Source organism: Brachybacterium sp. B718/18, assembly GCF_055454375.1.
The window spans coordinates 1-13499 of sequence record NZ_JBVDDO010000009.1; the positions used below are offsets into that span (position 1 = coordinate 1).

The 13499-nt window shown below is 71.7% G+C and carries 11 protein-coding genes; 3 read left to right on the forward strand and 8 right to left on the reverse strand.

Annotated features, from left to right (window positions below):
* Positions 1-49: 49 nt before the first annotated feature.
* From ACZCAH_RS12695 to panD, 5 genes are all read right to left on the reverse strand, one after another.
* Positions 50-1465, reverse strand: a complete 1416-nt coding sequence (locus tag ACZCAH_RS12695) for an extracellular solute-binding protein (RefSeq protein ID WP_464341423.1) — start codon at positions 1463-1465, stop codon at positions 50-52.
* Positions 1462-2385, reverse strand: coding sequence for a carbohydrate ABC transporter permease (locus ACZCAH_RS12700; protein WP_464341424.1), 924 nt, complete (start codon positions 2383-2385; stop codon positions 1462-1464). The genes ACZCAH_RS12695 and ACZCAH_RS12700 overlap by 4 nt, the downstream gene beginning before the upstream one ends.
* 13 nt (positions 2386-2398) lie before the next feature.
* Positions 2399-3412, reverse strand: a complete 1014-nt coding sequence (locus ACZCAH_RS12705) for a carbohydrate ABC transporter permease (protein ID WP_464341425.1) — start codon at positions 3410-3412, stop codon at positions 2399-2401.
* A 292-nt stretch (positions 3413-3704) separates the two neighbouring features.
* Positions 3705-4631: an AEC family transporter gene (locus ACZCAH_RS12710; protein ID WP_464341426.1), complete on the reverse strand. Its 927-nt coding sequence runs from the start codon at positions 4629-4631 to the stop codon at positions 3705-3707.
* 104 nt (positions 4632-4735) lie between these two features.
* The gene (gene panD, locus ACZCAH_RS12715; RefSeq protein ID WP_329744965.1) at positions 4736-5161 is read right to left on the reverse strand and encodes an aspartate 1-decarboxylase; all 426 of its coding nucleotides are present in this window, start codon (positions 5159-5161) and stop codon (positions 4736-4738) included.
* A 69-nt stretch (positions 5162-5230) separates the two neighbouring features.
* On the opposite strand from panD, the gene ACZCAH_RS12720 reads away from it, so the two are divergent.
* Together ACZCAH_RS12720 and ACZCAH_RS12725 are read left to right on the forward strand one after the other, a co-directional pair.
* On the forward strand, positions 5231-6913 hold the full coding sequence (locus tag ACZCAH_RS12720) for a DEAD/DEAH box helicase (RefSeq protein WP_464341427.1): 1683 nt from the start codon (positions 5231-5233) through the stop codon (positions 6911-6913).
* On the forward strand, positions 6913-8316 hold the full coding sequence (locus ACZCAH_RS12725; protein WP_464341428.1) for an L-serine ammonia-lyase: 1404 nt from the start codon (positions 6913-6915) through the stop codon (positions 8314-8316). The genes ACZCAH_RS12720 and ACZCAH_RS12725 overlap by 1 nt, the downstream gene beginning before the upstream one ends.
* Here ACZCAH_RS12725 and ACZCAH_RS12730 read toward each other — a convergent pair.
* Genes ACZCAH_RS12730 through ACZCAH_RS12740 form a run of 3 tightly spaced genes read right to left on the reverse strand, consistent with a single transcriptional unit; the run spans position 8297 to position 11324 of the window.
* Complete coding sequence (locus ACZCAH_RS12730) at positions 8297-9418, reverse strand: AMP-binding protein (RefSeq protein WP_464341429.1); 1122 nt, start codon at positions 9416-9418, stop codon at positions 8297-8299. The genes ACZCAH_RS12725 and ACZCAH_RS12730 overlap by 20 nt on opposite strands.
* Entirely contained in the window at positions 9415-10221 is an 807-nt protein-coding gene (locus ACZCAH_RS12735) for an SDR family NAD(P)-dependent oxidoreductase (protein WP_464341430.1), read from the reverse strand. The genes ACZCAH_RS12730 and ACZCAH_RS12735 overlap by 4 nt, the downstream gene beginning before the upstream one ends.
* Complete coding sequence (locus ACZCAH_RS12740; protein WP_464341431.1) at positions 10218-11324, reverse strand: NADH:flavin oxidoreductase/NADH oxidase; 1107 nt, start codon at positions 11322-11324, stop codon at positions 10218-10220. Before ACZCAH_RS12740 ends, ACZCAH_RS12735 begins: the two co-directional genes overlap by 4 nt.
* Before the next feature lie 138 nt (positions 11325-11462).
* Between ACZCAH_RS12740 and acs the strand changes: the two genes are divergently transcribed.
* A complete protein-coding gene (acs, locus tag ACZCAH_RS12745; protein WP_464341432.1) occupies positions 11463-13439 on the forward strand; it encodes an acetate--CoA ligase in 1977 nt (658 codons plus the stop codon).
* Positions 13440-13499: the final 60 nt, after the last annotated feature.

The window sequence follows — 13499 nt, forward strand, 5'->3', positions numbered from 1 at the left end:
CTTCTCCGCCGGGCGGCGGTGACGGGGCACGCGGGGGGACGGAGCGGGATCAGCCGACGTCCGCGGCATCCTCCTGGGTGAAGTTCGGGTCCGGCTCGCCGAAGCCCTCGGGCAGGGAGATCGGGCAGAACTGCTGCATCGTCGGGTCCACGTACTGCTGGGCCTCCTTGACCAGGTTCTCCGGGGTGTCGGAGCCCTGGTTGAGGCTGCCCTGCATGGTGAACATGGCGTCCCACAGCTTGGTGCCCACCGGCAGCGGCGGCCGGGACTTCGCCACGCCCATCAGTTCCACGAAGAACTTGATGTCCGGGCTCCACCCCTGGGGGTCCTTGATCGTCTCGATGTTCGTGGGGATGTTCGTGAGTTTCGGCATGAGGATCTTCTGGCCCTCGTAGCCCGCATAGAACTTGAAAAAGTCCCAGGCCGCCTTCGACATGCTGGCGCCCTTCGGCATCGCGAGCGCGAAGCCGCCGGCCCAGGTGAAGGGGTCGTCGCCCTCGTTGGGAACGGGGAGATACGTGAGCCCGTAGTCCATGTCGGGCTTGTACTGCTTGAGGCCCTTGACCGCCCAGGACCCGGTGATCTGGAACAGCTGACGGTCGGAGAAGAAGCTGGTCTGAGTGGGCGGTGCGTTGGGCGGCTGGTACGTGGCCTTGAACGCATCGAGGCGCGCGAAGTCCAGGCGCTCGACCCATCCGGCGTACATCTTTGCGACCGAGAGCATCTCCGGCGAGTCCAGCAGCACGTGGCAGGACTCGTTGGAGAACATCGGGACGTCGTTCGCCATCGCCCACATGAGCAGCGACGCCTGATCGTCCCAGGGGATCCAGGTGACCTTCTCGTAGGTGCCGCGGTCGTCCTGGACGTTGAACTGGTCGTTGATCTCCCAGATCTGGTCGTAGGACATCGGTCCGTTGGCAGGGTCCAGGAGCGCCGGGTCGATCCCGGCCTCCGTCGCGAGAGTCCTGTTCACGAACAGGGCACGGGTGTCGGTGTCCACCGGGAGCCCGAAGTACTGCCCGTCGTAGAACAGCTCGTCGGTGGCGAACTTGATCCACTGGGACATGAACTCCTCGACGCTGACGCCCTCGTACTCCTCGATGAGGCCGTCGATGGGCTCGAGCAGGCCGAGGGAGGCGAACTGGGCGCCGTTGAAGCGGTCCACGAAGTACACGTCCGGGCCGGTGCGACCGCGGACCGCGGTGATCGCGCTGGACGCATCGCCCTGACCGTTCGACGGGACCTGGGAGACCTCGATCTTCACATCGGGGTTCTGCTCGGTGAAGGCCTCGATGATGAGGGCCTCGAGCTCGGCATTGGTGCCGCCCTGGCCCCACAGCTTGACGACGTTGGGGTCGCGCTGGTCCCCGACGGGACGGCTCGTGCAGCCGACGATCGAGCCGCCGGCGACGGTGACGCTGGCTCCGGCGCCGAGGGCGCGCAACAGGGTGCGACGGTTGATCACTTGAAACCTCCGAGGGTGATGCCGCTGATGAAGTAGCGCTGGAACATGAAGAACAGGAGCACCAGCGGGAGGAGCACGAGGAACGAGGCCGCCATGAGCAGGTTGAACTGGATGTCCTGCGAGTTGACGGAGCGGAAGACCTGCATACCGATGGAGAGCGTCTGCTTGTCCTGGTCCTGCAGGTAGATCAGCGGACCCATGAAGTCGTTCCAGGTGCCGACCGCGGAGAAGATCGCGATCACGGTGACCGCGGGGCGGGCGGTGGGGAACACGATCCGCCAGGCGATCGTCCACTCGCTGGCGCCGTCCACCCGGGCGGCGTCGAGCATGTCGCGCGGGGTCTGCAGCATGAACTGTCGCAGCAGGAAGGTGAAGAACCCGCCGGCGAAGAGCGCCGGGGCGATGAGCGGGACGAAGGTGTTCACGAAGCCCAGCCCGGCCCACATGTCGAACATCGGGATGAGGGTCACGGGGAAGGGCAGGAACAGGGTCGCGAGCACGATGAAGAAGACCCGGTTGCGCCCGGGCCAGTCGATGCACGCGAAGCCGTAGGCCACGATGAAGTTCGAGACCACGCTGAAGACGACCACGCAGATCGTGATGATGGCGCTGTTCCGGAAGAAGGTCCAGAACGGCATGATCGTCACGGCGTCCGAGAAGTTCTGCCAGCGCAGCTCCGTGGGGAACAGCGTGGGCGGGAACTGCGCGAGCTCCTCGGGGGTCTTCAGCGCCGAGATCAGCATCCAGTAGAGGGGCAGCGAGAAGAGCAGGAGCACGACGAGCATGACGAGGCGCGAGATCCAGGCGCTCAGCGCGCTGGGTCGGGAGCCGTCGGGGTTGCGCCCGTAGTTCGAGCGGGACTTGATCGAGGCGCCGGAGCCGAGGTTCTGCGCTCCGGTGCTGACGGTGTTGATGGCCATGTCGGGGTCCTCCTCAGCCGGCCGAGACGTCGTAGTTCACGAACCGGCGGGAGAGCCAGTAGATGAGTCCGGCGAGCACCATGCCGAACAGGAACAGCAGCACCGCGAGCGCCGAGGCGAAGCCGAGCTGACCGTAGGAGAAGGCGTTCCGGTAGAGGTACAGCATGTAGAACAGCGTCGAGTTGTCGGGACCGCCGTTGGTCATGATGTACGCCTCGGTGAACACCATCATCGCGCCGGAGACACCGGTGATCAGGTTGAACAGGATCGTCGGGGTGAGCAGCGGCAGCGTGATCGCGGTGAACTGACGGAAGCGGGAGGCGCCGTCGATGCGGGCCGCCTCGTAGAGGGTGTCGGGGATGTTGCGCAGGCCCGCGAGGTAGATCAGGGCGGCGTTGCCCGCACCCAGCTGGGCCATCACGATCATCACGATCTTCGCGTACCGCGGCTCGCCCAGCAGGTTCGTGTCGGGCATGCCGAACAGGCCCAGGAACTGGTTGACGATGCCGAACTGCGGGTTGACGAACACGATGAAGATGAACGACATGGCGAACATCGGGATGAGCGAGGGCAGGTACAGCAGCGTCCGGTAGATCGCCACCTCCCGCACGTTGCGGTTCATCGCGATCGCAAGCAGCAGGGCCACGACCATGCCGACCGGTACGGCCAGCAGCATGTAGTAGACGGTGTTGCCGACCGAGGTGCGGACCATCGGGTCGACGAAGGCCGAGATGTAGTTCCGCAGGCCGATGAAGGTCGGCGTCTGCATCCCGGAGTACTGGGTCAGGCTGATCACGAAGGAGTAGATCAGCGGGTAGATCACGAACACTGCGACGCCGATGATCCACGGCGAGATGAACAGCAGTCCGTTGCGGAGGTTGCGCTTCTCCCGTCCGGTGAGGGGCCGGCGCGTGGGCCGCCCGCCTTCGGAAGGGGCCCGTGCCCCCGTCCCTGTGTTCTGGTCGCTGACGGCTGCGGTGCCCGGTGTGCCCGGTCCGCCCGTCGCGACGGCGTTGCTCGCGCTCATCGCTCTCCCTTCGCTGGGCCGCCGCACCCTCGTTGGTGCGGTGGAGGGATCAAGGCCGACCGGCCCTCGGCCGCCCGCGATCACGGGACGGCCGAACCCTGTGACGGAGGTTACTCACAACGATGGACTAATGCAATGGGGCGCGGGACGGCGTGCCGGAGCGTCCGGTGGACGGTGGCGGAGCAGCGCGCGCCGAGGCGCGGCAACATGCTGTGTGGGGCCGAGGCGCGGCAACACTCCGTGTGGGGCAGAGGGGCAGGGTGGAGGGGCGGGACGCGACCCGGCCCCAGGCTCAGATCCCGGCGACGCCCGAGATCAGCAGCAGCACCAGCACGGTGCCGATCGTCGTGATCAGCACGGTGTCGCGGGCGAGGTTCTCGGCGGCGCGGTACCGGGCGGCGGCGACGAAGACGTTCTGCGCCGTGGGCAGGGCCGCCATCACGACCACCTCGTAGAGTCCGGCGCCCCGCAGTCCCAGGGCGAGCCCGACCCCGAGGGCGATCACGGGCATGGCGAGCAGCTTCGCCGACGAGGCCACGGCGATCAGTCCGCGGTAGCCGTCGTCCTTCGCGAGCGGCTTCGATCCGTACAGCGACAGGCCGTAGGCGAGCAGCATCGCGGGGATCGCCATGTCCCCGAGGGACTGGAAGGGGTCCAGCACCACCTGCGGGACCTTCACGTGGAGCAGGGCGAGGGCCACGCCGACGGCGGCCGCGATGATGGTCGGGTTGGCGCCGATGCTGCGCAGGATCCCGGCGGGCCCCTGCGCGTCCTTCTGGGTCACGTGGTGCAGCGCGAAGAGATAGAGCGGCGTGTAGATCGCCTGCTGGAAGAGGATCACCGGCAGGGCGTGGGAGATGTCCCCGAGCACGTACGCCGCGATCGGGAAGCCCATGTTCGCGCCGTTGACCACGGAGCCGCTGATCGCCGTGACCACGAGCTCGGCGCCGCGGCGCTTCGTGAACAGCCGCACCCCGAGCAGCAGCAGGGCGCCGGTGAGCACGCCGGAGATCCCGGCGACCGCCATCGGCGCGGAGAAGATCTCGGCGAGCTCGGAGTCGAGCAGCCCCACCAGCACGAGCGCGGGGGAGCAGAGGAAGAAGGTCGAGCGGTTCAGGACGTACCGACCGTGCGGACCGAGGATCCCGGTGCGGCCGGCGATCCAGCCGACGCCGATGATCGACCAGACGATGAAGAACCCGGCGAGGACCCCGCTCATCGGCGGCGGAGGGGCTGGGTGCAGGTCACCCGCGAAATCCTATCGGGTTCGCCGAGGGCGAACGGGTCGCGTCCGGTTCCCGGACCGCTCGGCGCCGCCTGCCGTCAGTGACGGCCGACGGAGGTGCGCCCGTTGATCTGATCGGGCATGCCGGGGACCGGCTCGGCGCCGTCGTCCCCGATCGCCACGATGCGGTTCTCGCCGTCGACGTGCACCACGCGCGGGTGGTGCCCGGGGATCTCGGCGGCCTCGAGCTGCCCGTAGGCCATGATGATCACCAGGTCGCCGGGGCTGACGAGGTGGGCGGCCGCGCCGTTGATCCCGATCACGCCGCTGCCGCGCTCGCCGGCGATCACATAGGTGACGAGCCGGGCGCCGGAGGTGATGTCGGCGATGGTGACCTGCTCGTGCTCGACCAGGCCCGCGGCCTCGACGAGATCGGCGTCGATCGTCACCGACCCGACGTAGTGCAGGTCAGCCTGCGTGACCGTGGCCCGGTGGATCTTCGAGGTCATGAGAGTGCGCATCATCGGGACCAGTCTCCCACGCCCCGTCCATGCGCGATGATGGGCACTGCCCGCTTCGTCAGGAGGATCACCATGCCCAAGGCCCGCCGCCGCTCGGCGGACAGCTCCGAGCGCTTCGAGGACATGGCGCTGCCGGACGAGCTGCTCGGCGTGCTCGCCGAGCAGGGACTCTCGCGCGCCTTCGAGATCCAGGCCGCGATCCTTCCCGACGCCCTCGCCGGACGCGACGTCCTGGCCCGGGCGGAGACCGGATCCGGCAAGACCCTCGCCTTCACCCTCGCCATGACCAGCCGGTTCCGGGGGCGCAAGCAGCATCGTCGGCGTCCGCTCGGCGTGGTGCTGGTGCCCACCCGCGAGCTCGCGGTGCAGGTGGTCGACACCATCCATCCCTTCGCGCGCGCGGTGGGGCTGCGGGCCCAGCTGGTGGCGGGCGGCATGAACATCGAGAAGCAGGCCGAGGCCGTCGCCCGCGGCGTCGCGATAGTCGTCGCCACCCCGGGCCGACTCATCGACCTCGCCGAGCGGGGTGCGCTCCAGCTCGACCTCGTCGAGACGACCGTGATCGACGAGGCCGACCACATGGCCGACCTCGGGTTCCTGCCGGCGGTGCGCGACATCCTCGCCGCGACCACGATGGGCACCCAGAAGATGCTGTTCTCCGCGACGCTCGACGGACAGGTCGAGGAGCTCGTCGACAGCTTCCTCGTGGATCCGATCAGCCACGAGACCACCCCCGTCGCCGCGGCCGTGAAGACCATGACGCACGAGGTGCTCGCGATCGCCCCCGCCGCGAAGCGCGAGGTCACCGCCCAGCTCGCCGCCCGGAAGGGCCGCACCCTGATGTTCACCCGCACCCAGCTCGGCGCCGAGCGCGTCGCCCAGGAGCTCGTCGAGGTGGGGGTGAGGGCCGCGGCGCTGCACGGCAACAAGCAGCAGGGCCTGCGCACCAACGTGCTCGCCGGCTTCCGCGAGGGCGCCTATCCGGTGCTCGTCGCGACCGACGTCGCCGCCCGCGGCCTGCACATCGACGACGTGACGATGGTGGTCCACGTCGATCCGGCCGATGACGTCAAGGAGTACGTGCACCGCTCGGGCCGCACCGCCCGCGCCGGGGCGCAGGGCACCGTGGTGACCCTCGCCCTCCCGCACCAGACCGGCTCGACCCGGCAGATCCTCGAGGCCGCCGAGGTCGAGGGCGTCTGGTCCGATGTCGTCGAGGCCGCGGATCCCGCGCTCGAGCGGCTCGGCGGCCGTGCTCCGAGCGGCGAGCCGGCGGAGGACCCCGCGCTCGAGAAGCACAAGGGCGCCCCGCGCAAGCTGGACTTCAAGCGCGGTGGTGCGAACCGGCGCCTCGCCGAGGAGCGGCGTGCCAACGAGGAGCGGCGCGCCTCCTGGGAGGAGGAGCCCGAGGCGGCACCGGGAGATCGCCGCGGCGGCCGGTCCGGGCAGGGCGGCGGCCGCGGAGCGGCCTCGCGCGGTGCGTCCCGCGGTGCGAGCGGCACCCGCGGCGCGAGCACCTCGCGCGGCGCGGGCGGCGGACGCGGGGCGACGGGCCGGTCCGCCGGGTCCCGCGGTGCCGGCACCCGCGGCGAGACTCCTCGAGACGGTGGCGCACGCGGCGCCGGCGGTCGCGGAACCGGCGGTACCGGGGGCCGGGGAACCGGCGGCGCGCGCGGGACCGGGGGTCGCGGAGCAGGCGGCACCGGAGGGCGTGGCCCCTCGGGCCGCGGCGGCGGACGGGGCGGTGGTCGCTGATGAGCATCAGCACCTTCGACCTGTTCAAGATCGGGATCGGTCCCTCGAGCTCGCACACCGTCGGCCCCATGCGCGCGGCCGCGACCTTCGCCCGCGAGGTGCTCGCCGATCCCGCGACCGGAGCGCGCGTCGACGACGTGGCGGTGCACCTCTACGGCTCGCTCGCCGCGACCGGCGCGGGGCACGGCACCCTCGATGCCGTGGTGATGGGGCTCGAGGGCGCTGACCCGGAGACCGTCGATCCGGTCGCCGGGCGGGAGCGGGTCGCACGGATCGAGGCCGAGGGCGGTCTCCTCCTGGACGGGCGGGTGCCGGTCTCCCTGCGGCCCTCGACGATCGTGCTGCATCCCCTGACCTTCCTGCCGCAGCACTCCAACGGCATGACCTTCGTGGCCCTGGACGCCGCGGGGGACGAGCTCCTGCGCCGGCCCATGTTCTCCGTAGGCGGCGGCTTCGTGGTCGACGAGGCGGACATGGACCAGTCCATCGCCGAGGTCGCCGCCGAGGAGCAGGGGCGCACCATCTTCACCACCGGCGCCGAGCTGCTGCGCGTGTGCGAGGAGCGGGGGATCTCGATCTCCGAGGCGATGCTGCTGCGCGAGCGGCAGTGGCGCAGCGACGAGGAGATTCGTTCCGGGCTGCTGGGCATCTGGCGCGCCATGCACGACTGCATCGAGCGGGGGATCCGCAGCACCGGGATCCTCCCCGGCGGGCTCGAGGTGCGCCGTCGCGCCGCCTCCTGGTACGACTCCCTCTCCGCCGAGGACCCGGTGCGTCTGCCGATGAACTCCTTCGAGTGGGTCTCCCTCGCCGCACTCGCCGTGAACGAGGAGAACGCGGCGGGCGGCCGCGTGGTCACCGCGCCCACCAACGGCGCGGCCGGGATCATCCCGGCGGTGCTGTTCTTCGCCACCACCTACATCGAGGGCGTCGACCCCGACGAGATCGCCGTGCGCTTCCTGCTGACGGCCGGGGCGATCGGCTCGCTGTACAAGGAGCACGCGTCGATCTCGGGCGCCGAAGTGGGATGCCAGGGCGAGGTCGGGTCGGCCTGCTCGATGGCCGCCGCCGCCCTCTGCGAGGCGATGGGCGGCAAGCCCGCCCAGGTGGAGAACGCCGCCGAGATCGCGATGGAGCACAACCTGGGCCTGACCTGCGACCCCGTCGGCGGGCTGGTGCAGGTGCCGTGCATCGAGCGCAACGCCATGGCGGCGGTCAAGGCGATCACCGCCGCGCGCTTCGCCCTGCGCGGCTCGGGCGAGCACTTCGTCTCGCTCGACACGGTCATCGAGACCATGCGGCAGACCGGCAAGGACATGAACGAGCGGTACAAGGAGACGGCGATGGGCGGCCTCGCGATCACCGTCGGCCCGGGGGTCCCGGTCAGCGTCCCGGACTGCTGAATCGCAGCTCGCGGGGTACCGCAGCCGCCCCGAGCCGGTCCCGCACCAGCGCCCTCAGCGCCGCGGGCGACAGGGCGTCGGCCTGCAGCGCCGCGGCGTCCTCGGGGCTCAGCGAGGGGTCGAGGGTCACCTCGGCGACGGTCCGAGCACCGAGGCGCGCATCCTCCACGACCCGCAGCCGGACGGTGTCCACGCCGCGCTGAGCACGCAGCAGACGCACCACGTCCGTCGGGTGGTGGATCATCCCGCTTGAGGCGACCGAGCCGTCGGCCCGGCCCAGCACCCGCACCCTCCCGCGCGCATCGACCGTGCCGCGGTCGGTCACCAGCTCCCTGCCCGCGGTGAAGGGCGTGCGCGCCCGGAGCAGCCCGTCCACGGCGCGGATCCGCACCCCGGCGAGCGGCCGGCCGTCGACCGTGAGCGATCCGGTCTCGGTGGTGCCGTAGACGTCGTGCACCCGGGCCCGGAACCGCCGTGCGAGGTCGGCCCGGAGGGCGGGGGTGAGGACATCGGATCCGGAGACCACGCGCGGGATCCGCAGGGCCCGGTTGCCACCCCAGGTCGCCTCCGCCTCCAGCAGGTCGTACAGGTGCACGGGCAGCCCGGTGAGGACATGCGGTCCGGTGCGCTGCAGCAGCTCGACCCGTCGTCGGGGTGGCAGATGGGTGAGGTCCACGAGAGGGCAGCGCAGGGCGAGGGCGCCCAGCGCCATCAGGAGGCCGTGCCCGTGAACCCCGGGGGCGAGGGAGGCGACCACGCGCCCGGGGCGCATCCCGACCCGACGGGAGAGGTCGAGGAGCTGGGCGAGCTGGGCGGGGGAGACCGGGCCTCGGCGCTGGGTACGCGGGGTGCCGGTGGAGCCCGACGAGCGGGGCTCGAGGGTGCCGTCCCCGGCGAGCACCGTGAGCAGCACCTCCCGCAGCGGCGCCTGCGGGGGGAGATCCGCCAGCCGCAGCGGGGCGGCACCGCGCCGCGAGCGCAGGTGGACCTGCCCGAGCAGGTCCCCGGCGCGCAGCTCCCCGCGGTCATCGAGGAGCACGACCGCCCGGGGACGTGTCGCGGCGCGCAGTCGCAGCGCCGTGCCGGCCTGCAGCAGCCTCATCGTCGGCCGTCCCGGCGCAGGCTGCGCTCGGCGAATCGACCGGCGAGGCCCACGCCCCGCGCGGACAAGGTGGGGGCGGCCTGGGCGAGCACCGCCCCGAGGCGGGCCCAGGCGGGGGAGGCGAGGTCGGTGCCCCGGTCGAGGCAGCGCAGCACCCGCTCGGCCGCCTGCTCCGGACGGAGCGCCCCGCGCGGAGCGGTCCCGTAGACGGGCTCCGCCATCGAGGTCGCGACGAGCGGGAGCTCGAGGATCGAGATGCCCACCCCGGCCGCGGCGGCCTCGGGGCGGAGGGCCCGCAGCCAGGAGTCCAGGCCCGCCTTGGACGCACCGTAGGCGGCCCAGCCGGGGGCGGGGATGCGCGCCGTCGCGCTCGTGACGGCGAGGATCCGGCCGCGACCGGCCGAGATCATCGGCCCCAGCAGCCCGAGGATCAGCGTGGCCGGGCCGAGCAGGTTCGTGCCAGTGAGCCGCACCAGGTCGTGGGGCCGGTCGAGCGAATCGGCGAGGGGACGGCGGATCGAATGCCCCGCGAGGGAGAGCACCGCGGCGGGCGCGCCCAGCTCGGCGGGGATCCGGGCGGCGAGATCCTCGACCGCAGGCTGGTCGCGCAGATCGCAGGGGTGCACCACGGCGCTCCCGCCGCGGGAGCGCACCTGGTCCGCGAGCGCTGCGAGCCGGATCTCGTCGCGGGCGGTAAGCACCAGGAGCTCGCCGCGCGCGGCGAGGCGCAGCGCGAGGGCGGTGCCCACGCCGCCGGTCGCCCCGGTCAGCACGATCGGCGCTCGCGCGCCCGGGGAGCTCACCACGAGCCGCGTCGGTAGGCGCCGGGATAGAGGGCGGCGTCGCGCACCCCGAGCTCGTGGGCGGCGCGCAGCGGCCAGGCGGGCTCGCGCAGGGCGGCGCGTCCGATGGCCACGAAGTCCGCATCGCCCCGGTCGAGGACCGCCTGCGCACCCGTCGGATCGGTGATGAGCCCGACGGCGGCGACCGGCAGGGAGACCGCCTCGCGCAGGGTGCGGGCGAAGCCCACCTGGTACTCGGGGCCCACGGCGATGTCGGCGATGACCGCCCCGCCGGTGGAGACGTGGAGGGCGTCGACGCCGACCGACTCGAGCTCCCGGGCGAGCTCGGCGGACTGCTCGACGTCCCAGCCCCCGTCGATCCAGTCCGTCGCGCTGAGACGCACGATGAGCGGGCGATCGGCGGGCCAGCGCTCCCGCACCGCGACGGCGATCTCCCGGGCGAGGCGGCGCCGGCCCGGACCGTCGCCCCCGTACTCGTCGGTGCGGGTGTTCACGAGCGGGGAGAGGAACTCGTGCACCAGGTAGCCGTGGGCGAAATGCAGCTCGAGGGCGTCGAAGCCGGCCTCCTCGGCACGCCCGGCGGCGGCCACGAAGTCCGCGACGACCCCGGCGATCTCCTCCCGGCTGAGGGCATCAGGGGCGTCGAGCCCCGGGAAGGGGTCCGTGGTCGGGCCGACGGTCCGCCAGCCGGCGGCGAACTCGGGCACGGTGCCGCGGCGGCGGGAGTAGGCGGGCAGCGCCGGCCAGGTCGAGGCCTTCCGACCCGCGTGCGCGAGCTGCACGGCGATGCGCGATCCCTGCTCCTGGCAGAAACGGACGATGCGAGCCCAGGCGCGGGCCTGCTCGTCGCTCCACAGTCCCGTGTCGCGCGGGCTGATCCTCCCCTCGGGGGCAACGGCCGTCGCCTCGGTGATGACGAGGCCGAAGCCGCCGGCGGCGCGGGAGCCGAGGTGCACCAGGTGCCAGTCCGTGGGCACCCCGTCCTCGGCCTCGACCATGTACTGGCACATCGGGGCGAGCCAGATCCGGTTGCGCAGCGGGAGCTCGCCGAGTCGGACCGGCGCGAGGAGCGAGGGGGAGGGGGCGCCGGGGGAGAGCTGCATGGCCCCACGGTAGTCGCCCGGGCGCTGCCGACCCCGGGGCGCCCGGCGGCGGACGACAGGCGTGACGTGCATCTCCTGCGATACGGTGACCCCGTCCATCCCGCCCCGCACGTCGGGGCCCGTCCAGCAGGAGAGCCGATGTCCGACGCAGCCCCCGGGATCGAGAACCTCAGCCAGGAGAACCGCACTTTCTCCCCGACCTCCGAGTTCGTGCAGAACGCGGTGGCGCGTCCCTCGCTCTACACCGAGGCCGAGCGCGACCGCCTCGCCTTCTGGCGTTCGCGGGCGAGCCTGCTGAGCTGGCGGACCCCCTTCACCGAGACCCTGGACTGGTCCAACCCGCCCTTCGCCCGCTGGTTCGGCGACGGCACCCTCAACGCCGCCTACAACTGCGTGGACCGCCACGTCGAGTCCGGGCACGGCGGCCAGGTCGCCCTGCTCGCCGAGTACGAGGACGGCTCCGACGCCCGCTTCACCTACGCCGACGTCAAGGACGAGATCTCCCGCATGGCCAATGTGCTCGCCGACCTCGGCGTGCGCACGGGCGACCGGGTCGCGATCTACCTGCCCATGGTCCCCGAGGCCGTCTTCGCGATGCTCGCCTGCGCGCGGCTCGGCGCCCCGCACTCCGTGGTCTTCGGCGGCTTCAGCGCCGAGGCGCTGCGCAGCCGCATCGAGGACGCCGAGGCGCGCGTGGTGATCACTGCCGACGGGCAGAACCGCCGCGGCAAGCAGATGCCCCTCAAGCCCGCCGTCGACGAGGCGCTCGCCGGGGGCGCCTCCTCGGTGCAGAAAGTGCTCGTGGTGCGCCGCACCGGCGGCGAGGTCGACTGGACCGAGGGTCGGGACGTGTGGTGGCACGAGGCACGCGAGACCGCCTCGACCGAGCACGAGCCGGTGTGGGTCGAGGCCGAGCACCCGCTGTTCATCCTCTACACCTCGGGGACCACCGGGAAGCCCAAGGGCATCGTCCACACCACCGGCGGCTATCTCACCCAGGCGGCCTACACCCATCGCAACGTCTTCGACCTCAAGCCGTCCTCGGACGTCTACTGGTGCACCGCGGACGTCGGCTGGATCACCGGCCACTCGTATGTGGTGTACGGGCCGATGGCCAATCGCAGCACCCAGGTGATCTACGAGGGCACCCCGGACACCCCGCACCAGGGTCGCTGGTGGGAGATCGTGGAGAAGTACGGCGTCTCGCTGTTCTACTCCTCGCCCACGGCGATCCGCACCGCCATGAAGTGGGGCGAGGACATCCCGGCGAAGCACGACCTCTCCTCCCTGCGCCTGCTCGGCAGCGTCGGCGAGGCCATCAACCCCGAGGCCTGGATGTGGTACCGCCGCGTCATCGGCCAGGACCGCTGCCCGATCGTGGACACCTGGTGGCAGACGGAGACCGGCGGCATCATGATCTCTCCGCTGCCGGGCATCACCGCGGCCAAGCCCGGCTCGGCCCAGGTGCCGCTGCCCGGCATCAGCGCCGACGTCATCAACGACGCGGGGGAGTCGGTCGGCAACGGCGAGGGCGGCTATCTCGTCCTCGACCAGCCGTGGCCGGGCATGCTGCGCGGCATCTGGGGCGACCCGGAGCGGTTCAAGGAGACCTACTGGTCGCGCTTCCCCGGCTACTACTTCGCGGGCGACGGCGCGAAGCGCGACGAGGACGGCGACATCTGGCTGCTGGGCCGGGTCGACGACGTCATGAACGTCTCCGGGCACCGCCTCTCCACCATGGAGATCGAGTCGGCGCTGGTCAGCCACGAATGGGTGGCCGAGGCCGCCGTCGTCGGCGCGGCCGACGACACGACCGGCCAGACCCCGGTCGCCTTCGTGATCCTCCGCTCCGGGAACGATGCGGCGATCGAGGCGGCGGGCGGGGAGGAGAAGGTGTCCGAGCTGCTGCGCGCCCATGTCGGCAAGGAGATCGGCCCCATCGCGAAGCCGAAGAAGGTCCTCCTGGTCACCGAGCTGCCGAAGACCCGCTCCGGGAAGATCATGCGACGCCTGCTGCGCGACGTCGCGGAGAACCGTCAGGTCGGCGACACCCAGACCCTCGCCGACGCCTCGGTGATGGATCTGATCCAGCAGGGACTCCAGCCCAAGGGCTGACCCGCCCCGCAGGACGGAGGACCCCGGGGTCCTCTCCGCGATCGGGCCCCGTCGTGCGGG